Raw genomic sequence first — 23,341 nt, forward strand, 5'->3', positions numbered from 1 at the left:
TTTGGAGACACTTGCCTTCTATCCGCACTTTGCCCGCCGCCATCGAGCCGGCCTCCACCAGGTCGTCGTAGGACACGATCTCGGCCTTGATGAAGCCCTTCTCGAAGTCGGTGTGAATGACCCCTGCGGCCTTCGGCGACGTGTCGACCTGGTGGATCGTCCACGCCCGCGACTCCTTCGGCCCCGCCGTCAGGAAGGTCTGCAGCATCAGCGTGTGAAACCGGCACGGGCCAGCGCATCCAGGCCGCGTTCGGTCTGCCCGATCGACTCCAGCAGCTCGGCCGCCGACTCCTCGTCGAGTTCCTGCAATTCGGGCTTCGATGCGGCAAGGTCGCGGATGTGTCGCGAAGACGGCGCGGTTGCGGCGGCACCGGGAATCGGTCGCAGAAAGGACACATTCCATGCCGGTTTCCGCTAGGGTTTGACGGCGCAGTCAATTTGCTGCTGCTCTCGGAGTGGCGTGATCGGGCTGGCACCGACCGAAACTTCACCGACCCCGGTTTCGCGGCGACGTCTGGGTCATCGGGGATGCAGACATGGGTTATGCGATGCACATCGGCCGGGTTGGCGCGTTGGCGGTGGCGCTGGGTGTCGGGGCGGCGGCGGCCACCGGATATGGCATCGGCAACCCGGCGGTGGCATGGGCCGAGGAGGGTTCACAGACCACCGGCGACAACTCTGATGACTCCGACAACTCCGACAAACCGTCCGACAAGCCGTCCGACGACGAGGCCGATACCGATACGCCGAAGTCAGATGCCGACGCCAACATCGGCGGCGGACACCTATCCGATGAGGACGAAGACTCCGATGAGGACGAAGACTCTGATCTCGACGAGGACTCTGATCTCGACGAGGACTCCGATCTCGACGAGGACTCCGATCTCGACGAGGAAAGCGCCGAGCAGGATGTCACCACCCCGGCCCCGGTGGTTGACACCCCGCAGACCGCTACGCCGCTGACCGGGACTCCCACACCGGTCGCAGTAACCGACACCACAGTCGTGATACCCGACCCGCCGGCGCTCACCGAGCCGCCGACCGGCTACCTCGCACCCACCGACACCACCACCGCCGCCCTGATCGAAGACCTCAACGGCCCCATCGACCAGGACGGCGACGCCGACGCCGAACAGTTCAGCGACGGGCAACCCAGCGCACGCACGATGAGCACGTTGACCTTCGATGACCCCGCCGCCACACCGCAGATGTTCATCGCCGCCGCGGCCGCGCCCGGCACCCCAGCCCCAGCGCCACTGACCACTCAGCCGGCCAACCTCTCTGAAGCGCTGCTGGGAGCCTCAGAAGTGCTGGGCAATATTTTCAACACCGCCATCACCACCCTGCTGAACTCGATCTTCTCCCCCGGCCCGGCCACCCCCGCCCCGCCGATGATGCTGTTCATCGTGCTGGGCTGGGTACAACGCGAACTGCAACGCAGCCTCTTCAACCAATCCCCCACCGCGGTGGTCGATGCGGTCACCACCTCTGAAGACACCGCCGTGGACATCGCGGTGCTGGCCAACGACACCGACGCCGACCTGAGCGCCCCGGTCGCCGGCCTGCCCGGCGGCGACGTGCTCACCATCACCAATTACACCCAACCCACCCACGGCACCGTGGTGCTCAACGAGGACGGCACGTTCACCTACACACCCACCGCCAACTACACCGGCACCGACACCTTCACCTACACCGTCTCCGATGAAGCCAGCCCCTGGCACATCCACGGCACCGAGGGCCTGCTCTACGGCGGCCAACACACCTCCACCACCACCGCCACCATCACCATCACCGGGTTCAACGACCCCGCCACCATCACCGGCGACACCACCGGCACGGCCACCGAGGACGACACCACCACCACCACCACCGGGGACCTCGACGCCACCGACGTCGACGGCCCCGCCGACACCTGGAACGCCGCCGACACCGCCGCCACCACCTACGGCGACTACACCCTGTCCGCCGACGGCACCTGGACCTACACCCTGGACAACAGCCGCCCCGCGGTGCAGGCCCTGGCCGCCGGCGCGAAGGTCACCGACACCTTCACCGCCACCACCACCGACGGCACCACCCAACTGGTCACCATCACCATCACCGGGGTCAACGACCCCGCCACCATCACCGGCGACACCACCGGCACGGCCACCGAAAACGACACCACCACCACAGCCGGAGACCTCGACGCCACCGACGTCGACGGCCCCGCCGACACCTGGAACGCCGCCGACACCGCCGCCACCACCTACGGCAACTACACCCTGTCCGCCGACGGCGCCTGGACCTACACCCTCGACAACACCAACACCACGGTGCAGACGCTCACCACCACCAGCACCCCACTCACCGACACCTTCACCGCCACCACCACCGACGGCGCCACCCGCACCGTCACCATCACCATCACCGGGTTCAACGATCCCGCCGCCATCACCGGCGACACCACCGGCACGGCCACCGAGGACGACACCACCACCGCCGCCGGAGACCTCGACGCCACCGACGTCGACGGCCCCGCCGACACCTGGACCGCCGCCGACGACACCACCACCTACGGCAGCTACACCCTGGCCGCCGACGGCACCTGGACCTACACCCTGGACAACACCCGCCCCGCAGTGCAGGCCCTGGCCGCCGCCGCGAAGGTCACCGACACCTTCACCGCCACCACCACCGACGGCACCACCCAACTGGTCACCATCACCATCACCGGGGTCAACGACCCCGCCACCATCACCGGCGACACCACCGGCACGGCCACCGAAAACGACACCACCAGCACCACCGGGGACCTCGACGCCACCGACATCGACGGCCCCGCCGACACCTGGACCGCCGCCGAAGACACCACCACCTACGGCAACTACGCCCTCGCCGCCGACGGCACCTGGACCTACACCCTCGACAACACCAACACCACGGTGCAGACGCTCACCACCACCAGCACCCCACTCACCGACACCTTCACCGCCACCACCACCGACGGTGCCACCACCACCGTCACCATCACCATCAACGGGTTCAACGACCCTCCGAAGGTCGCCGACGACACCTACACGATTACTTCGGGCGCCACGCTCACTGTCGCGGCCCCGGGTGTCCTGGCCAACGACAGCGATCCCGAGGGTGATGCCCTCACCGTCGTGCCTTCGTCAAATCCTCATGTGGTCATCAACCCGGACGGCTCATTCACCTACACAGCCGACAGTGTTCCTCCCAATCACGGCTATGGGTTTTCCGTTCGTTACGAGGTCAGCGACGGCAACTCGTCCTCGCCTGTCTGGATCTCCATCTTCGTGTACGGCGGGTCTAGTTAGCGTCGAAAGGCCGCTTACGGAGCTGCACATCGTGTCGGTGATCGACATCGCCCGCCGCGTCCGCGATGGCAACCTACCGCCGCCCGACCGGATGCGCCTCTACCGCTTCGACGCACGAACCTCGAGACATTCCGCGACGAGGCCGGCGCCGGGTAGAGCGGTCTACAGCCCGTTAGACGTTGAAGCGGAACTCCACCACGTCGCCGTCGGCCATCACGTGGTCCTTGCCCTCCATGCGCACCTTGCCCGCTGACTTGCCCGCTGCCATCGAGCCGGCCTCCGCCAGGTCGCCGTAGGACACGATCTCGGCCTTGACGAAGCCCTTCTCGAAGTCGGTGTGGATGACCCTGCGGCCTTCGGCGCGGTGTCGCCCTGGTGGATCGTCCACGCCCGCGACTCCTTCGGCCCCGCCGTCAGGAAGGTCTGCAGCTTCAGCGTGTGGAATCCGGCACGGGCCAGCGCATCCAGGCCGCGTTCGGTCTGCCCGATCGACTCCAGCAGCTCGGCCGCCGACTCCTCGTCGAGTTCCTGCAGTTCCGATTCGATTCGGCACGGTCGCGAAGATGGCGCAATTGCGGCGGCACCGGGAATCGGTCGCAAAAAAAGCACATTGCGATGCCGGTTTCCGCTAGGGTTTGACGGCGCAGTCAATTTGCTGCTGCTCTCGGAGTGGCGTGATCGGGCTGGCACCGACCGAAACTTCACCGACCCCGGTTTCGCGGCGACGTCCGGGTCATCGGGGATGCAGACATGGGTTATGCGATGCACATCGGCCGGGTTGGCGCGTTGGCGGTGGCGCTGGGTGTCGGGGCGGCGGCGGCCACCGGATACGGCATCGGCAACCCCGCAGTCGCATGGGCCGAGGAGGGTGCGCAGTCCACCGGCGACAACTCCGACAACTCCGACAACTCCGAGAAACCGTCCGACAAACCGTCCGACGACCCGTCTGACGACAAGGCCGGCGCCAACATCGGCGGCGCACACCTATCCGATCTGGACGAAGACTCCGATGAGGACGAAGAATCCGATCTCGACGACGACTCCGACCAGGACGACGACTCCGATCTGGACGAGGACTCCGATCTCGACGAGGAGGGCGCCGAGCAGGAGGTCACCACCCCGGCCCCGGTGGTGCACGCCCCAGAGACCGCCACGCCGCTGACCGGGACTCCCACACCGGTCGCAGTAACCGACACCACAGTCGTGATACCCGACCCACCGGCGCTCACCGAGCCGCCGACCGGCTACCTCGCACCCACCGACACCACCACCGCCGCCCTGATCGAAGACCTCACCGGCCCCACCGACCAGGACAGCGACACCGACGCCGAACAGTTCAGCGACGAGCAACCCAGCGCACGCACGATGACGTTGACCCTCGATGACCCCGCCGCCACACCGCAGATGTTCATCGCCGCGACCGCGACCGCGCCCGGCACCCCAGCCCCAGCGCCACTGACCACTCAGCCGGCCAACCTCTCTGAAGCGCTACTGGGGGCCCCCGCGGTGCTGGGCAATATTTTCAACACCGCCATCACCACCCTGCTGAACTCGATCTTCGCCCCCGGCCCGACCACCCCCGCCCCGCCGATGATGCTGTTCATCGTGCTGGGCTGGGTGCAACGCGAACTGCAACGCAGCCTCTTCAACCAATCCCCCACCGCGGTAGAGGATGCGGTCACCACCTCTGAAGACACCCCCGTGGACATCGCGGTGCTGGCCAACGACACCGACCCCGACATGAGCACCCCGGTCGCCGGCCTGCCCGGCGGCGACGTACTCACCGTCACCAACTACACCCAACCCACCCACGGCACCGTGGCGCTCAACGAGGACGGCACGTTCACCTACACCCCGACCGCTAACTACACCGGCACCGACACCTTCACCTACACCGTCTCCGACGAAGCCAGCCCCTGGCACATCCACGGCACCGAGGGCCTGCTCTACGGCGGCGGCCACACCTCCACCACCACCGCCACCATCACCATCACCCCCGTCGACGGCGCCCCCGTTGTCGGCGACCCGGCTTTCACCATCAACGGCGGCCCCGACCCCCAGACGGGCGCTGTGAATGTCACGCTGAACGTCGCCGATCCCGACGGTGACCCTCTCGTCTACACCGTCACCACCGAGCCGACCCGCGGCACGGTGGTCGTCAACGAAGACGGGACGGTCACGTATACGCCGAAGCCGCGAGAACGCCTGGAGGCCTACGAATCCGCCGGCGAGGACGTCGACAGTTTCACCGTCGTAATCACCGACGGGACCCACCCGCCCATCGAGGTCACCGTCAGCAACGTGCCCATCGACCCAGCCGAAGCGGTCGTCACCGCCACTATCGCCGTCGGCGTCGGTCCGAACGCGGTCGTCTTCAGCCCCGACGGAACCCGCGCCTATACCTCCGATTTCAGCTCTAACACCGTGTCGGTCATCGACACCACCACCAACACCGTCACCGCCACCGTTGAGGTCACCGGCAACCCATACGCGATTGCGCTCAGCCCGGACGGCACTCGCGCCTACACCGCCAACTACAACGGTCACACCGTGTCGGTGATCGACACCACCACCAACACCGTTACCGCCACCATCCCCGTCGGAAGATACCCGCAGGGAATCGCGATCAGTACCGACGGCACCCGCGCCTACATCACCAACAATGGCGCCGGCACCGTGTCGGTGATCGACACCACCACCAACACCGTCACCGCCACCATCCCCGTCGGAAGATACCCGCTGGGGATCGCGGTCAGTCCCGACGGCACCCGCGCCTACGTCACCAACCAGATTGACAACACCGTGTCGGTGATCGACACCACCACCAACACCGTTACCGCCACCATCCCCGTGGGCACGGGGTCGCGCGGAGTGGCATTCAGCCCAGACGGCACCCGCGCCTACACCTATAACGGCACGGGCGGCACGGTGTCGCTGATCGACACCACCACCAACACCGTCACCGCCACCATCCCCGTCGGCGGTTACTTGTTGGGGATCGCGGTCAGTCCCGACGGCACCCGCGCCTACACCACCAACGCTGGGGGCGACACCGTGTCGGTGATCGACACCACCACCAACACCGTGATCGCCACCGTCCCCGTCGGCGACTACCCCATGGGGATTGCGGTCAGTCCCGACGGCACCCGCGCGTACACCACCGACTACTCCGGCGGTACCGTGTCGGTGATCTCGTTCGCCAACCGTGCCCCGGTGATCACCGCGCCGCCGACCGTCAACTCGGCCGATCCCCAATTAGGCTTTGTCACAGGCGATCTCAACGTCGCCGACAACGACACCCTGACCTACACCGTCACCACCGAGCCGACCCGCGGCACAGTGGTGGTCAACACCGACGGCACCTTCAGCTACACACCGAAGCCGCAGGCACGCCTCGACGCCTACGAATCCGCGGGCGAGGACGTCGACAGCTTCACCGTCACGGTCACCGACGGGACCTACCCGCCCGTCACGGTCACGGTCAATAATGTGCCGATCGACCCGGCCGAGGCAGTCGTCACCGCCTCCATCGCCGCCGGTGGTTTCCCGTTGGGGGTCGCGCTCAGCTCTGACGGCACCCGCGCCTACGTCACCAACGTTGTCGACGACACCGTGTCGGTGATCGACACCGCGACCAACTCCGTCATCACCACCATTACCGTCGGTGACCGCCCGATGGCGATCGCGGTCAGCCCCGACGGCACCCGCGCCTACGTCGCCAATTACAACAGCGGCGACGTGTCGGTGATCGACACCGCCACCAACACCGTCACCGACACCATTTACGTCGGCGAGGAGCCGCGCGGGGTCGCATTCAGCGCCGACGGCACCCGCGCCTACACCACCAACTCCCACTACAACACCGTGTCGGTGATCGACACCGCCACCAACACCGTCGTGGCCACCATTACCGTCGGCGGCTACCCGATTGGGGTCGCGCTCAGCCCCCTCGGCGGCACCCGCGTCTACGTTGCCAATTTCTACAGTCACACCGTCTCGGTGATCGACACCACCACCAACACCGTCACCGCCACCATCCCCGTCGACTCCGGCCCGTACGGAATCGCGCTCAGTACCGACGGCACCCGCGCCTACATCACCAAATCCGACGGCACCGTGTCGGTGATCGACACCGCCACCAACACCGTCACCGAAACCATCCCGGTCGGCGCTCGCCCGCAGGGGATCGTCCTGAGCCCAGACGGCACCCGCGCCTATGTCACCAATTACTACAGCGGGACCGTGTCGGTGATCGATACCACCACCAACACCGTCACCGCCACCGTCACCGTCACCGTCGGCAACTCCCCGTCCGACATCGCGGTCAGCCCCGACGGCACCCACGCGTACACCACCGACACTGGCAGCGGCACCGTGTCGGTGATCTCGTTCGCCAACCGTGCCCCGGTGATCACCGCGCCGCCGACCGTCAACTCGGCCGATCCCCAATTCGGGGTTATCACAGGCGATCTCAACGTCGCCGACAACGACACCCTGACCTACACCGTCACCACCGAGCCGACCCAGGGCACAGTGGTGGTCAACACCGACGGCACCTTCAGCTACACACCGAAGCCGAAGGCACGCCTCGACGCCTACGAATCTCCCGGCGAGGACGTCGACAGCTTCACCGTCACAGTCACCGACGGGACCTACCCGCCCGTCACGGTCACGGTCAACAATGTGCCGATCGATCCGGCCGAAGCAGTTGTCACCGCCACCATCGCCGTTGGCGGCGCCGCTAGTGGGGTGGCTTTCAGCCCCGACGGCACCCGCGCCTACATCGTCAACAACGGCGACGACACCGTGTCGGTGATCGACACCACCACCAACACCGTCACCGCCACCATCCCCGTCGGCGACTCCCCGAACGGGGTCACGCTCAGCCCCGATGGCGCCCGCGCCTACGTCACCAATTTCATTGGTTACACAGTGTCGGTGATCGACACCGCCACCAACACCGTCACCGACACCATTCCCGTCGGCGCGGGCCCGCGGGAAACCGCTCTCAGTCCCGACGGCACCCGCGCCTACATCACCAACAATCGCGACCACACCGTGTCGGTGATCGACACCACCACCAACACCGTCATCGCAACGATCCCGGTAAGCCGCAGGCCAGATGGTATCGCGCTCAGCTCCGACGGCACCCGCGCTTACGTTGCCCATACCCAGGACGACGGCGTGTCGGTGATCGACACCGCCACCAACACCGTCACCGCCTTCATCCCCCTCGGCAGAGGAGGCCCGACCGGGATCGCGCTCAGCCCCGACGGCACCCGCGCCTATACTGCCAACTCCCAAAGCGGCACCGTGTCGGTGATCGACACCGCCACCAACACCGTCGCCGCCACCATCACCGTCGGCAACACCCCGTGGAATATCGCGCTGAGCCCCGACGGCACCGGCGCCTACGTCATCAACTTTCACGACGGCACCATGTCGGTGATCGACACCACCACCAACACCGTCACCGCCACCATTCCCGTCGGCAACACTCCGTACGACATCGCGGTCCCCCGCGACGGCACCCTGGCGTACATCACGAACTACTTCGACGAGACCGTGTCGGTGATCTCGTTGGCCACACATGTCCCTCTCAGCGCACCGCCGGTCGCCAACAACGACAGCATCACCGTCGCCGAAGGCGGCGTCGCCATTGTCACGGTCACCGCCAACGACACCGACGCCGACGGCACGGTCGATACGTCCACGGTCGTCATCACTCGGCACCCAACCGCCGGGAGCGTCACCGCCGGCCCCAACGGCACCGTCACCTACACCTCGAACGGTGTGGAAGTAACGATCGACAGTTTCGCCTACCGCGTCAATGACAACGCCGGTGCGACCAGCAACGAAGCGACCGTCACCGTCATGATCACCCCGGTCAACGATTCGCCGGTGGCAGTCAACGAGTCCTATTCGACGAATGCGGACACCGCGCTGACGGTGGCCTCGCCGGGCGTGTTGTCCAATGCCAGTGACTCCGAGACAAATTCGCTGATGGCGGTGCTGGTGACGGACCCATCGCACGGAACGTTGACCCTCAACTCGAACGGGTCGTTCACCTACACCCCGGCGGCCAGCTATAGCGGACCGGACAGCTTCACCTACAACGTCAATGACGGCTCGCTCGACAGCAATGTCGCCACGGTGAATTTGACGGTCAACGCGGTCAACACCGCCCCGGTGGCCGCCAACGACGCCTACTCGACCAATGAGGACGCCACGATGACCGTGGCATCGCCCGGTGTACTGGGCAATGACAGTGATCCCGAAGGCGCAGCGTTGACCGTCGTGAGGGTCAGCGATCCCGCACACGGCACGTTGACACTCAACTCAAACGGTTCGTTCACCTACACCCCGACTGCCAACTACACGGGGCCGGATTCATTCACCTACAAGGTGACTGACGGTTCGCTCGACAGCAATGTGGCCACGGTGAACGTGACGGTCAACGTGGTCAACGACGCCCCGGTGGCCGCCAATGACGCCTATTCGACCAATGAGGACACTGCGCTCACCGTGGCAGCGCCTGGTGTACGGGGCAACGACACCGACCCGGAAGGCAGCCCGTTGACCGTCGTGAAGGTCAGTGATCCCGCACACGGCACGTTGACACTCAACTCAAACGGGTCGTTCACCTACACCCCGGCTGCCAACTACACCGGGCTGGACTCGTTCACCTACAAGGTGACTGACGGCGTGCTCGACAGCAATGTGGCCACCGTGTCGCTGACAGTGAACGTGGTCAACGACGCTCCGGTGGCCATTCCGGACTTCTACACCATCGCCGAAGACAACACGTTGACCGTCCCCGCTTACGGACTGCTCAACAACGACACCGACATCGACGGTCCCGGGATATACGTCGTTGCGGTCACCAATCCGGTCCACGCCGCTCCCTCCTCATTCCAGCTCCTGTCGGACGGTTCGTTCACCTACACCCCACCACCCAACTTCAGCGGCACGGATTCGTTCACCTACCAGATCACCGACGGCATCACCAGGTCGACGTACACCACCGTCACCATCACCGTCACCCCGGTCAACGACGCGCCGACACCAACCAACGATTCTTATGCCACCACCGTGAACACTGCGTTGACGGTCGTCACCCGCGGCGTATTAGCCAATGACACTGATCCCGAGGGAAGTTCATTGACTGCGCAGGTGGATGCCGGTCCGTCGCACGGCACACTGTCGCTCAACCCCAACGGGTCGTTCACCTACACCCCCACTACCAACTACATCGGGCCCGACAGCTTCACCTACCGCGCGTCGGACGGCACAGCCACGAGTCCGGTGGCCACCGTGAGCCTCAACGTCAAAGCGGTCAACAACGCCCCGGTGGCCAACCCCGATTCGTACACCGTCACCGAAGACACCACATTGACCGTCGCCGCTCCCGGGGTGCTGGGCAATGACACCGATATCGACAGCGACGCTTTGGTTCTCAGTGCGGGCACCGCGACGGCACATCAGGGCCTGTTCGATCTTCGTTCCGACGGCTCGTTCATCTATACGCCGGCACCCAACTACCACGGCCCCGACTCGTTCACCTACCAAATCAATGACGGCATCGCCACTTCCGCCTTCACCACTGTGAACATCACCGTCACTTCGGTGAACGACGTACCGGTAGTGGCCAACGACACCATTCCGCTGGCCAAGGATGGCTATTACGCAATCGCCCTGTCCAACCGGTCTTTCGACGATGACGGCGATCCGCTGGTCGCGACACTGCTCACCAGCACCCAAAACGGCGTCCTGGTCTTCAACGGCGTCGACCGGTCCTTCACCTACGAACCCAATACCGGCTTCACCGGACAGGATTCGTTCACCTACAAGGTCAACGACGGAACCGTCGACAGCAACGTGGGCACTGTCACCCTCGTCATCAGCTAGGTCGCGCGAGGCCGGCGCCAGGTAGAGCGGTCTACAGCCCGTTAGACGTTGAAGCGGAACTCCACCACGTCGCCGTCGGCCATCACGTAGTCCTTGCCCTCCATGCGCACCTTGCCCGCCGACTTGGCCGCCGCCATCGAGCCGGCCTCCACCAGGTCGTCATAGGACACGATCTCGGCCTTGATGAACCCCTTCTCGAAGTCGGTGTGGATGACCCCTGCCGCCTTCGGCGCGGTGTCGCCCTGGTGAATCGTCCACGCCCTCGACTCCTTGGGCCCCGCCGTCAGGAAGGTCTGCAGCTTCAGCGTGTGGAACCCGGCACGGGCCAGTGCGTCCAGGCCGCGTTCGGTCTGCCCGATCGACTCCAGCAGTTCGGCCGCCGACTCCTCGTCGAGTTCCTGCAGTTCCGCTTCGATCTTCGCGTCGAGGAACACCGCGTCGGCGGGCGCCACCAGCTCGCGCAGTTCGGCCACCCGCGCGTCGTCGGTCAGCACGCCCTCGTCGGCGTTGAACACGTACAGGAATGGCTTGGTGGTCAACAGGTTCAGCTCGCGGAGCAGCGTCGCGTCGAAGCTCGCACCGAACAGCGTCCGGCCGTCGTTGAGCACCTCCTGCGCGGCGAGCGCGGCCTCGTGCACGGGTCTGCGGTCCTTGTGTGTGCGCGCCTCTTTCTCCAGCCGCGGCAGCGCCCGCTCGAGGGTCTGCATGTCGGCGAGCATGAGTTCGGTCTCGATCACCTCGATGTCGGACCGCGGATCGATCCGGCCGTCGACATGGGTGACGTCGTCGTCGGTGAACACCCGCACCACCTGACAGATCGCATCGCATTCGCGGATGTTGGCCAAGAACTTGTTGCCGAGGCCCGCGCCCTCCGACGCGCCCTTCACGATGCCGGCGATGTCGACGAACGTCACCGGCGCGTGCACAATCTTGTCGGAGTGGAACATTTTCGCCAGCTCGTCGAGCCGAGGATCCGGGAGCGCGACCACACCCTCGTTGGGTTCGATGGTCGCGAACGGGTAGTTCGCCGCCAGCACGTTGTTGCGCGTCAGCGCATTGAACAGGGTCGACTTTCCGACGTTCGGGAGTCCGACGATTCCGAGGTTGAGGCCCACAGGGATCACAGTCTGCCAGAGGGCGGCGCGCGCACCCGCGCGCGCTGGCAGCGCGGCACGCCGCGGAGCCGGTACGGTCTACCTGTGTCAGGACAGCGCGCCCGGCCGGCGGTGTCGGCCGACCATCGCTCTGTGCATCCCAATTTCCCGGGTGTGCCGTGGTGGGGTGCCGTGCTGCTGGCGGGCACGTTCACCGCCATCGGTTTCGCGTTCGACGCCGGATCGGGCGATCGTCAGCTCAGCGCCGTGTTCTCCGCCTGCTACGTGCTCGGTTGCCTGCTCGCGGTGCTCGCGGTTCGGCAGAACTCGATCTTCACCGCCGTCATCCAGCCGCCCCTGATCCTGTTCGCGAGCGTTCCCGGCGCCTACTTCCTGTTCCACGGCGGGCAGCTCAGCGGGCTCAAGGATCTGGCCATCAACTGCGGCTATCCGCTGATCGAGCGGTTCCCGCTGATGTTCTTCACCGCCGCGGCGGTCCTGCTCATCGGGATGGGCCGGTGGTATCTCGGCACGTCGGCACGGCGGGCCGCACCCGCCGGGACCAGCGACACCAAAGACGCCAAGCCCAAGCGCAGCGCCTCGGGCGCCGGCCTGCTGTCGACCGTCACCGCCAAGGTGTCGGCTCTCACCGGTGCTGCCACCGAGGACGACGACGAACAACCGCCGCGCAAGCCCGCCGCTGCCGAACGGCCCCGCCGGTCCGCCCGCACCGCCGCCGGTGAGGCCGCGCTGGAAGCCCGCGAGGCCCGTGGCACGCGCAAGCCGGTGAGAAAGGCCACACCGTCGCGGTCGCGGCACACCCGCCCGCCGGAGACCGAGCTCGTCGAGCCGGTCGAGGAGCGTCCGCGCCGGACCAGGAGCGCCAGGTCGCCCGAGCCGCCGTCCGCCGAACCCCGCCGGCGGCCGCGCAGCCAGTCGCCTCGCGAGCCGCGCAAGGAACCCCCCGCCGAGCGACGGTCCTCCTACGACGCCTACGAAAGGCCGGAACGGCGCCGCCGCTACAGCGACTACGACGATTACGAGCCGCTCGAACCGCACCGGACCAATGGCTCCAACGGGAGTTCGACGCACCACCCGGTGTCACGGGTGCGCTACCGGGGCGCCGACGACAGCGACCGCCGTACGGAATACCGCACCCGCCCGCGGCGGCACAGCTGGGACGAATACGACTCCGAGCGCTGAGCTCAGCTGCGCGACGGGCGGATCTCGCGCGGAAGCGCGAACACGAGTGTCTCGTTGGCGGTGGTGACGGGCTGCACGGTGTCGAACCCGTGCTCGGCGAGCCGGTCCAACACGCCGCGCACCAGGATCTCGGGCACCGATGCTCCCGACGTCACGCCGACGGTGGTGACACCCTCCAGCCAGGCGGGATCGATGTCGTCGGCGAAGTCGACGAGGTGCGAGGCCCTGGCGCCGGCGAGCAGCGCGACCTCGACCAGCCGCACCGAGTTCGACGAGTTCGTGGATCCGACGACGATGACGAGGTCGCACTCGGGCGCCATCGCCTTGACCGCGACCTGGCGGTTCTGGGTGGCGTAGCAGATGTCGTCACTGGGCGGGTCCTGCAGCGTCGGGAACTTCTCCCGCAGTCGGCGCACCGTCTCCATCGTCTCGTCGACGCTGAGCGTGGTCTGGGACAGCCAGATGACCTTGTTCGGGTCACGCACGGTGACCTTGTCGACCGCGTCGGGGTTGTCGACGACCTGGACGTGATCTGGTGCCTCACCCGCGGTGCCGACGACCTCCTCGTGACCCTCGTGACCGACGAGCAGGATGTCGTAGTCGTCACGCGCGAAGCGCTTGGCCTCGTTGTGCACCTTGGTGACCAGCGGGCAGGTGGCGTCGATGGTCTTGAGATTGCGGGCCGCGGCCTCCACATGCACCGTCGGCGCGACGCCGTGGGCGGAGAACACGACGATGGCGCCCTCGGGCACCTCGTCGGTCTGCTCGACGAAAACGGCGCCGGCCTTGGCCAGCGTGTCCACCACGTAGCGGTTGTGCACGATCTCGTGCCGCACGTAGACGGGGGCGCCGTGCTTCTCGAGCGCCCGCTCGACGGTCTCGACGGCCCGATCCACCCCGGCGCAATAGCCCCGAGGCTCGGCGAGCAGGACCCGCTTGCCGGCGACGCCGCCAGTGACCGAGCTGGAAGCGCCCGGAATCCCCATGTTGATTGTCGACGGCATGACTCCAGGGTACTTACCCGCAGGGGTATCGGACCAGTTGGCGAGCCCGCCGTAGGCTGGCCCCATGGCTACCGCACCCTATGGGGTCCGTCTGCTGGTCGGCGCAGCCGTGACCGCCATCGAGGAGACCCGAAAGCTGCCGCAGACCATCCTGATGTATCCGATGACGATCGTCAGCCAGGTGGCGCACTTCGTGATGAAGGCGCAGCAGGACGTCGCGGCCCTGGTGATCAAGGGCGACGAGACCCTCGAATCGATCTTCCCGCCCAAGGATGAACAGCCGGAATGGGCGACATTCGACGAGGACGCGGACGACGGGTCCGCCGATTCCGGTGACGACGGCGAGCGTCGCACCGAGGGTCGCTTCGCGCTCTACAGCACCGGTGAGCCCGAGTCGCCGGCCCCTGAGAAGCCGGCCACCCAGAAGACCAAGCCGGACACGCCCGAGATCGTCACCGAGCTGGATTACGAGTCGCTGACGCTCGCCCAGTTGCGCGCGCGGCTGCCCTCGCTGCGGATCGCCGACCTCGAAGCGCTGCTCGACTACGAGGGCGACACGAAGGCGCGCGCCCCGTTCCAGACGCTGCTCGCCAACAGGATCACCCGCGCCAGCGCGAAGTGACCACCTCCGAGCCGGGCCAGTCGGCGGAGAATCCCTGGCCGGTCCGTGCAGTCGCCACCCGGGTGGCCAAGTACATCGACCGGCTCGGCATGGTCTGGATCGAGGGTCAGCTCACCGAGTTGAAGCTGCGCCAGTCGACGGCGTGGATGGTGCTGCGTGACCCCGCGGCGGACATGTCGCTGTCGGTGAGCTGCCCGCGCGACCTGGTGGCCAACGCCCCGGTGCCATTGGCGGAGGGCACGCAGGTGATCGTGCTCGGCAAGCCGCAGTTCTACACCCGCAACGGCTCGTTCAGCCTGCGCATCACCGAGATCCGCGCCGTCGGCCTCGGCGAACTGCTGGCCCGCATCGCCCGGCTGCGCGAACTGCTCGCGGCCGAAGGCCTGTTCGATGCGCGGCTGAAACGGCCGATCCCCTTCCTGCCCGGCACCGTCGGCCTCATCACCGGGCGGGCCAGTCATGCCGAGCGTGACGTGGTCGCCGTCGCCACCGAACGCTGGCCCGCGGTGCGCTTCGCGATCCGCAACACCGCCGTGCAGGGGCCGAACACCGTGCCGCAGGTGGTCGAGGCGCTGCGCGAACTGGACAAAGATCCCGGCGTCGACGTGATCGTCATCGCGCGCGGCGGTGGCAGCGTGGAGGACCTGCTGCCGTTCTACGACGAGACGCTGTGCCGTGAGATCGCGGCGTGCACGACGCCCGTCGTCAGCGCCATCGGCCACGAACCGGACAATCCGCTGTGCGACCTGGTCGCCGACCTGCGGGCCGCCACGCCGACGGATGCGGCCAAGCGCATCGTCCCCGATGCGGCGGCCGAACAGGCCCTGGTCGCGGAGCTGCGGCAGCGCAGCGCGGGAGCTCTGCGCAACTGGGTGAACCGTGAACAACACCTGCTCGCGCAGTTGCGCAGCCGCCCGGTGCTGGCGCAGCCGCTGCAGGCGCTCGACGCCCGCTCCGAGGAGATCCACCGGGCGGTGGCGGCCGCGCGCCGCGACATCGGACGTCTCATCACAGCAGAGAGCGACCGCACCGGGCATCTGTCGGCCCGGCTCAAGACGCTGGGGCCTGCGGCCACGCTGGCCCGCGGCTACGCGGTGGTGCAGACGGGCGGCCGGGTGCTGCACTCGGTCGCCGACGCGCCCGCAGGCACGCGGATCCGGGTGCGGGTGGCCGACGGCGCGGTGACGGCGGTCAGCGAAGGACCCGAAGGAGCCTGAATATGAAGCCCATTAGTCAGATGGGGTACGAAGAGGCCCGCGACGAGTTGATCGACGTCGTGCAACGCCTCGAGCAAGGCGGACTGGATCTCGACGCCTCGCTCAAGCTCTGGGAAAGGGGCGAGGAGCTGGCCAAATGCTGCGAGGAGCACCTGGCTGGCGCGCGTAAGCGGGTGGCCGACGCCCTGGCCGCACGGGATGCCGAGGACGCCTGATTCGGGCAGAATTTCTCCCGACGCGCTTCAAACTAGAACACGTTTCAGTTATAGTCGCCGCATGGGCGATGCATCGTTGACGACTGAACTGGGCCGAGTGCTGGTGACCGGCGGCTCCGGATTCGTGGGCTGCAACCTGGTGACCGAGCTGCTCGACAGGGGCCACCAGGTCCGCTCCTTCGACCGGGTGCCGTCGGCGCTGGCCGGCCGTCCCGGGCTGGAGACGGTCGAGGGCGACATCTGCGACGAGGACACCGTCGCGGCCGCCGTCGCCGGTATCGACACGGTCATCCACACCGCCGCGATCATCGACCTGATGGGCGGGGCGTCGGTCACCGAGGAGTACCGGCAGCGCAGCTTCGCCGTCAACGTCGGCGGCACCGAGAAACTGGTGCGCGCCGCGCGCGCGGCCGGTGTGAAGCGGTTCGTGTACACGGCGTCCAACAGCGTGGTGATGGGCGGCCGGCCGATCGCCAACGGCGAAGAGACCCTGCCCTACACCGCGCGGTTCAACGACCTGTACACCGAGACCAAGGTGGCAGCCGAGCGTTTCGTGTTGTCCCAGAACGGGGTCGACGGGATGCTCACCTGCTCGATCCGGCCCAGCGGCATCTGGGGTCGCGGCGACAAGACGATGTTCCGCAAGGTCTTCGAAGGAGTGCTGGCCGGCCACGTCAAGGTGCTGATCGGCAGCGAGCAGGTCAAGCTCGACAACTCCTATGTGCACAACCTGATTCACGGCTTCATCCTGGCCGGCCAGCACCTGGTGCCCGGCGGCACCGCGCCCGGCCAGGCCTACTTCATCAACGACGGCGAGCCGATCAACATGTTCGAGTTCGCCCGCCCGGTGGTGCAGGCCTGCGGCGAGAAGTGGCCCAAGGTGCGGGTGCCGGGCCGGCTGGTGTGGCTCGTGATGACCATCTGGCAGTGGCTGCACTTCCGCCTGGGCATCGCCAAGCCACCGCTGGAACCGCTCGGCGTGGAACGGCTCTACCTCGACAACTACTTCTCGATCGCCAAGGCCGAGCGCGACCTCGGATACCGGCCGCTGTTCACCACCGAGCAGGCGCTGCAGGAATGTCTGCCCTACTACGTCGACCTGTACAACGAACTCAAGGCCGCGCAGCCGGTGCCCGCGCGGGCCTGATCACCCGCTGAGCTGCGCACAGACTCCAAATGTCCACCCCCGCAACGATCGGCCGAGAATTCACATTCGTTAGACGGCAAGTCGACCCTTTCTGGCGCCAATCGCCCTAGAGTCGAGGCGACCGTCAATAACGAGGGAGTCGCCGTGCCGAACGGTAAGCCGAACATTCTGGTCATCTGGGGCGACGACATCGGGATCTCGAATCTCAGTTGTTACAGCGACGGCATGATGGGCTATCGCACCCCCAACATCGACCGCATCGCGAGCGAGGGCATGCGGTTCACCGACAGCTATGGCGAGCAAAGCTGCACGGCGGGCCGTGCCGCGTTCATCAGTGGACAAAGCGTGTACCGCACCGGGATGAGCAAGGTCGGCGTCCCGGGCGTCGACATCGGTTGGGCGGCCGAAGATCCCACCATCGCCGAGCTGCTCAAGCCACTCGGCTACGCCACCGGCCAGTTCGGCAAGAACCACTTCGGTGACCTGAACAAGTACCTGCCGACGGTGCACGGCTTCGACGAGTTCTACGGCAACCTCTATCACCTCAACGCCGAGGAGGAGCCCGAGCAGTTCGACTATCCACACAAGGACCAGTTCCCGCGGCTCTACGAACAGGCCCTGCCGCGCGGGGTGCTCGACTGCAAGGCGCTCGCAGAGGAATCGACGGAACCGGACGACGAGAAGTTCGGCCCGGTCGGAAAACAGACCGTCGAGGACACCGGTCCGCTGACCGCCAAGCGGATGGAGACCATCGACGACGACATCGCTGACCGCACCGTTGAGTACATCAAGCGCCAGCATGAGGCCGACACCCCGTTCTTCGTCTGGTGCAACTTCACCCACATGCACCTCTACACGCACGTGAAGCCCGAGAGCCGGGGCCAGGCCGGACTGTGGCAGTCCGAGTACCACGACGCGATGATCGACCACGACAAGAACGTCGGCACGGTGCTCGACGCCCTCGACGAGCTCGGCATCGCCGACGACACCATCGTCATCTACTCCACCGACAACGGTCCGCACCGCAACTCGTGGCCGGATGCGGGCACCACACCGTTCCGCAGCGAGAAGAACACCAACTGGGAGGGCGCCTACCGGGTGCCGGAGCTGATCCGCTGGCCCGCGAAGATCAAGGCCGGCAGCGTGTCCAACGACATCATCCAGCATCACGACTGGCTGCCGACGCTGCTCGCCGCCGCCGGCGACCCCGACATCAGCGACAAGCTGAAGCAGGGCCACAAGGCCGGGGCCGACGGGAACACCGAGTACAAGGTGCACATCGACGGGTTCAATCTGCTGCCGTATCTCACGGGCGAAGTGGAGCACAGCCCGCGGCGCGGATTCTTCTACTTCAACGACGACGCCGAGCTGGTGGGCATGCGCTTCGAGAACTGGAAGATCGTGTTCGCCGAGCAGCGCTGCCAGGGCACGCTGCGCACCTGGGCCGAGCCGTTCACCGCGCTTCGGGTGCCCAAGTTGTTCAACCTGCGCACCGACCCGTACGAGTACGCCGACATCACGTCGAACACCTACTACGAGTGGTTCCTGCGGCGCGACTTCTTCGTGTTCTACGCCACCGCGATGGCGGCACAGTTCCTCGACACCTTCAAGGAGTTCCCGCCCCGGCACCCACCGGCCAGTTTCAGCGTCGACCAGATCGTGCAGAAGCTCGAAGACTTCCTAGCAAAGGACTGACACCGTGCCCGACAGCAAGCCGAACATCCTGGTCATCTGGGGCGACGACATCGGCATCTCGAACCTGAGTTGCTACAGCCGCGGCATGATGGGCTATTTCACGCCCAACATCGACCGGATCGCCGACGAGGGAATGCTTTTCACCGATTCGTACGGCGAGCAGAGCTGCACCGCCGGCCGGTCGTCGTTCATCACCGGACAGAGCGTCTACCGCACCGGGATGAGCAAGGTCGGGATGCCCGGGATGGACGTCGGCCTGCAGAAGGAGGATCCGACGATCGCCGAACTGCTCAAGCCGCTGGGCTATGCGACCGGGCAGTTCGGCAAGAACCACCTCGGCGACCTGAACAAGTTCCTGCCGACCGCGCACGGATTCGACGAGTTCTTCGGCAACCTCTACCACCTCAACGCCGAGGAAGAACCCGAGAACGCCGACTACCCCACCGAGGAGGAGGCGCCGATACTGCGGCGCGCGCTGCTCCCCCGGGGTGTCATCCACTCGTGGGCCACCGACGAGGATTCCGGCGAGGTCGACGACCGCTACGGCCCGGTGGGCAAGCAGCGGATCGAGGACACCGGACCGCTGACCAAGAAGCGGATGGAGACCATCGACGACGAGACCACCGGCGCGTGCGCCGAGTTCATCCGGCGCCAGCACGACGCGCAGACGCCGTTCTTCGTCTGGATGAACATGACGCACATGCACTTCCGGACCCACACCAAACCGGAGAGCGTCGGCCAGGCCGGCCGGTGGCAGTCGCAATACCACGACACGATGATCGACCACGATCGCCACGTCGGCACGCTGCTCGACCTGGTGGACGAACTCGGCATCGCCGAGGACACCATCGTCATCTACTCAACCGACAACGGGCCGCACGCCAACAGCTGGCCCGACGGCGCCACCACGCCGTTCCGCAGCGAGAAGGCCACCAACTGGGAGGGCGCCTTCCGGATCCCGGAACTGATCCGGTGGACCGGCAAGATCAAGCCGCGCAGCGTCTCCAACGAGATCGTCCAGCATCACGACTGGCTGCCGACGTTCCTGGCCGCCGCGGGCGATCCGGACATCGTGGAGAAACTCAAGAAGGGGCACACCGCCGGCGCCGACGGCAACACCGAGTACAAGGTGCACATCGACGGGTTCAACCTGCTGCCCTACCTGACGGGTGAGGTCGACAAGAGTCCGCGCCGCGGGATGATCTATTTCTCCGACGACTGCGACGTGCTCGGCATCCGCGCCGAGAACTGGAAGGTCGTCTTCCAGGAGCAGCGCTGCGAGGGCACCTTGCAGATCTGGTTCGAACCGTTCACGAAGTTGCGGGCGCCGAAGCTGTTCAACCTGCGGACCGATCCGTACGAGCGCGCCGACATCACGTCGAACACTTACTGGGACTGGGTGATCGACCGCATCTATCTGGTGCTCTACGGTTCGGCGATCGCGACGCAGTTCCTGGACACCTTCAAGGAGTTCCCGCCGCGCCAGGAGCCCGCCACGTTCACGATCAACCATGCCGTGGAGGAGCTCAACAAGTTCCTCGCGACGCGAGGGGGCTGATGCTCAACCACTGGAACGACGGGCCGACCAAGTCGGCGATCATCGCCTTCGTCGACGCCGTCGCCACCAAGGGCACCCCGGACTACACCGAGCCGGAGGAGCGCATCGCCGTCTTCGACAACGACGGCACCCTGTGGTGCGAGAAGCCGATGTACATCCAGCTCGACTTCATCGTGCGCAGGCTCGCGGAGAAGGCCTCGGCCGACTCCTCGCTGGCCGAACAGCAGCCGTATCAGGCGGCCGTGTCGGGTGACCTCGCGTGGTTCGGCGGTGCGATCACCAAGCACTACCAGGGTGACGACGCCGACCTGAAAACCCTTGCGGGCGCGGTGATGGCGCTGCACGCGACGATGACGGTGCAGGACCACGCCGCCCTGGTCTCGGCGTTCTTCGCCGACGCCCGACATCCCACCCTCGACCGGCCCTACGTCGAGTGCACCTACGCGCCGATGGTCGAGTTGCTGCGCTACCTCGAGTCGAACGGGTTCACCTGCTACATCGTCTCCGGCGGCGGCCGCGACTTCATGCGACCGGTCACGTCGGCGATCTACGGCATCCCGCCGGAACGGGTGGTGGGCAGCGCGCAGGGCCTGCGGTTCGACGGCGCCGACGGCGAGGGCGACCTGCTGATCGAACCGGTGCTCGACATCTTCGACGACGGGCCGGAGAAGCCGGTCCGCATCTGGAGCCGCATTGGACGGCGACCGATCCTGGCCGCGGGCAACTCCAACGGCGACGACGAGATGCTGCAGTACACCCGGGGGCTGCGGCTGCTGGTCAACCACGACGACGCCGAACGCGAATTCGCTTACACCGCAGGCGCGGAGCGTGCCCTCGAGCATGCCGCGGCCTACGGCTGGACGGTGATCAGCATGCGCGACGACTGGTCCGGCGTGTTCGGCACCGGCGCAGGGAGTGGCGTCGTCACAGAGGCCTGTGACTGACGACCTGATCCGGATCCCGGCGCAGCGCGTGGTGCTCGGCTCCGACGACCACTACCCGGAGGAAGCGCCGGCGCGCGAGGTCGACGTCGACGGCTTCTGGGTCGAGGCCCACCAGGTCACCAACGCCCGGTTCGCCGAATTCGTCGACGCGACCGGCTACGTCACCGTCGCCGAGCGGCCGCTCGACCCCGCCGACTTCCCCGGTGCGCCGCCGCAGAACCTGCAGCCGGGGTCGATGGTGTTCACCAGGACGGCGGGCCCGGTGGACCTGCGGCACCTCAACCAGTGGTGGACGTGGACTCCCGGGGCCTGCTGGAAGCATCCCCGCGGGCCGAGGTCGTCGCTGAAGGGCCGCGAGCAGCATCCGGTGGTGCACGTCGCCTACGAAGACGCCGAGGCCTACGCGCAGTGGGCGGGCAGGGCACTGCCGACCGAACCCGAGTGGGAGACCGCGGCGCGCGGCGGACTGGCCGCCGCCGCCTACACCTGGGGTGACGAGCCCGAGGGCCGCGACCGGCGGCTGGCCAACTACTGGCACGGCGAGTTCCCGTACCTACCCGAAACCGGCTACGGCACAACCAAACCGGTGGGCAGCTTCCCACCGAACGGCTACGGCCTCTTCGACATGGCGGGCAACGTGTGGGAGTGGACCGCCGACTGGTACGGCAGCGACCGCACCGCGACACCGTGCTGCGCGGAGGACTCCTACGACCCCGCGCAGCCGCAGTTCGCCGTGCCCCGCAGGGTGGTCAAGGGTGGCTCGTTCCTGTGTGCAGACAGTTACTGCAGCCGATACCGGCCTGCGGCGCGACGGCCACAGCCGGTGGACACCGGCATGAGCCACATCGGCTTCCGGTGCGTGAGGCGCTGAGCCTATTCGTCGGTCTCTGCGACCAGACTGTCGCTGTCGACGAACACCAGACCGCCGTCGTCGGTGCTCACCGCCCACCTGCGCGCCGCCTCGACGATCCTGTTCTCCGCGACGTCGACCGCCATTCCGGCAAGCTCAGCAAAATCCTCGACGACAACGCCGTGCATTTCATGATCAGTTCCCGGATGCACCACAACACGCGTATCGACGGCAATGTCGGAAGACCCGTTGCCGCTGGCCGCCTCGTCGATGTCCGCAGTCATCACAACCTCCCATAAGTGCCCCGACAGCTCTCGAAGTACATCACAGAAATTGACGGGAGACGCAAGTGGTATTGATTTCACGCAAATTCCAAGTCGGTGATTTTCTTTCACCGTCCGCCGACCAATAACGAACCAATTACTTGCGGACAATTCGAGCAAACCCCGTGTCCGCCGCCCGCGGCGTCCCTGCCACCGGAGATACCCGACCGGGACGGCGCCGCGCAGGTCGCTGGCTAACAACCGCCCGCCGCCGCCGGCGATGGTGCGCAACACTCCC

General features: G+C 66.5%; 14 protein-coding genes and 2 pseudogenes. 11 read left to right on the forward strand and 5 right to left on the reverse strand.

The window, feature by feature from the left end; translation table 11 throughout:
• Positions 1-10: 10 nt before the first annotated feature.
• Positions 11-327 (reverse strand): annotated as a pseudogene (locus AB0K11_RS08090) (DUF933 domain-containing protein); the annotation flags it as partial.
• Between the two features lie 209 nt (positions 328-536).
• Here AB0K11_RS08090 and AB0K11_RS08095 point away from each other — a divergent pair.
• Positions 537-3,323 carry a VCBS domain-containing protein gene (locus tag AB0K11_RS08095; RefSeq protein WP_364974491.1) on the forward strand — a complete coding sequence of 929 codons (2,787 nt, stop codon included), beginning with the start codon at positions 537-539 and terminating at the stop codon, positions 3,321-3,323.
• A gap of 172 nt (positions 3,324-3,495) precedes the next feature.
• Here the strand turns inward: AB0K11_RS08095 and AB0K11_RS08100 are convergent.
• Positions 3,496-3,869 (reverse strand): annotated as a pseudogene (locus AB0K11_RS08100) (DUF933 domain-containing protein); the annotation flags it as partial.
• Between the two features lie 204 nt (positions 3,870-4,073).
• Here AB0K11_RS08100 and AB0K11_RS08105 point away from each other — a divergent pair.
• Positions 4,074-11,231, forward strand: coding sequence for an Ig-like domain-containing protein (locus AB0K11_RS08105; RefSeq protein WP_364974493.1), 7,158 nt, complete (start codon positions 4,074-4,076; stop codon positions 11,229-11,231).
• Positions 11,232-11,272: 41 nt separating this feature from the next.
• Here AB0K11_RS08105 and ychF read toward each other — a convergent pair whose 3' ends face one another.
• The gene (gene ychF, locus AB0K11_RS08110; protein WP_264012296.1) at positions 11,273-12,346 is read right to left on the reverse strand and encodes a redox-regulated ATPase YchF; all 1,074 of its coding nucleotides are present in this window, start codon (positions 12,344-12,346) and stop codon (positions 11,273-11,275) included.
• A gap of 84 nt (positions 12,347-12,430) precedes the next feature.
• Between ychF and AB0K11_RS08115 the strand changes: the two genes are divergently transcribed.
• Entirely contained in the window at positions 12,431-13,528 is a 1,098-nt protein-coding gene (locus AB0K11_RS08115; protein WP_364974497.1) for a DUF6542 domain-containing protein, read from the forward strand.
• A gap of 2 nt (positions 13,529-13,530) precedes the next feature.
• On the opposite strand, the gene AB0K11_RS08120 is transcribed toward AB0K11_RS08115, so the two are convergent.
• The gene (locus AB0K11_RS08120; protein WP_364974499.1) at positions 13,531-14,532 is read right to left on the reverse strand and encodes a 4-hydroxy-3-methylbut-2-enyl diphosphate reductase; all 1,002 of its coding nucleotides are present in this window, start codon (positions 14,530-14,532) and stop codon (positions 13,531-13,533) included.
• Positions 14,533-14,596: 64 nt separating this feature from the next.
• Between AB0K11_RS08120 and AB0K11_RS08125 the strand changes: the two genes are divergently transcribed.
• The 8 genes from AB0K11_RS08125 (at position 14,597) to AB0K11_RS08160 (ending at position 22,801) form a co-directional block, all read left to right on the forward strand.
• Positions 14,597-15,154, forward strand: coding sequence for a lipid droplet-associated protein (locus AB0K11_RS08125; RefSeq protein ID WP_364974502.1), 558 nt, complete (start codon positions 14,597-14,599; stop codon positions 15,152-15,154).
• The gene (gene xseA, locus AB0K11_RS08130) at positions 15,151-16,371 is read left to right on the forward strand and encodes an exodeoxyribonuclease VII large subunit (protein ID WP_364974506.1); all 1,221 of its coding nucleotides are present in this window, start codon (positions 15,151-15,153) and stop codon (positions 16,369-16,371) included. Before AB0K11_RS08125 ends, xseA begins: the two co-directional genes overlap by 4 nt.
• A 2-nt stretch (positions 16,372-16,373) precedes the next feature.
• Positions 16,374-16,586, forward strand: coding sequence for an exodeoxyribonuclease VII small subunit (locus tag AB0K11_RS08135; RefSeq protein WP_264012761.1), 213 nt, complete (start codon positions 16,374-16,376; stop codon positions 16,584-16,586).
• Between the two features lie 61 nt (positions 16,587-16,647).
• Complete coding sequence (locus tag AB0K11_RS08140) at positions 16,648-17,733, forward strand: NAD-dependent epimerase/dehydratase family protein (RefSeq protein WP_364974509.1); 1,086 nt, start codon at positions 16,648-16,650, stop codon at positions 17,731-17,733.
• Positions 17,734-17,877: 144 nt separating this feature from the next.
• Positions 17,878-19,428: an arylsulfatase gene (locus tag AB0K11_RS08145; protein WP_364974512.1), complete on the forward strand. Its 1,551-nt coding sequence runs from the start codon at positions 17,878-17,880 to the stop codon at positions 19,426-19,428.
• A gap of 4 nt (positions 19,429-19,432) precedes the next feature.
• The gene (locus AB0K11_RS08150) at positions 19,433-20,986 is read left to right on the forward strand and encodes an arylsulfatase (RefSeq protein WP_364974515.1); all 1,554 of its coding nucleotides are present in this window, start codon (positions 19,433-19,435) and stop codon (positions 20,984-20,986) included.
• The gene (locus AB0K11_RS08155) at positions 20,986-21,930 is read left to right on the forward strand and encodes an HAD family hydrolase (RefSeq protein ID WP_364974517.1); all 945 of its coding nucleotides are present in this window, start codon (positions 20,986-20,988) and stop codon (positions 21,928-21,930) included. Before AB0K11_RS08150 ends, AB0K11_RS08155 begins: the two co-directional genes overlap by 1 nt.
• Positions 21,923-22,801 carry a formylglycine-generating enzyme family protein gene (locus AB0K11_RS08160; RefSeq protein WP_364974520.1) on the forward strand — a complete coding sequence of 293 codons (879 nt, stop codon included), beginning with the start codon at positions 21,923-21,925 and terminating at the stop codon, positions 22,799-22,801. The genes AB0K11_RS08155 and AB0K11_RS08160 overlap by 8 nt, the downstream gene beginning before the upstream one ends.
• A gap of 2 nt (positions 22,802-22,803) precedes the next feature.
• Here the strand turns inward: AB0K11_RS08160 and AB0K11_RS08165 are convergent, their stop codons facing one another.
• A complete protein-coding gene (locus tag AB0K11_RS08165) occupies positions 22,804-23,064 on the reverse strand; it encodes a hypothetical protein (protein WP_364974523.1) in 261 nt (86 codons plus the stop codon).
• Positions 23,065-23,341 lie beyond the last annotated feature (277 nt).

It is taken from the genome of Mycobacterium sp. NPDC050551, assembly GCF_040674075.1.
In the GTDB taxonomy this organism is placed as follows: domain Bacteria; phylum Actinomycetota; class Actinomycetes; order Mycobacteriales; family Mycobacteriaceae; genus Mycobacterium.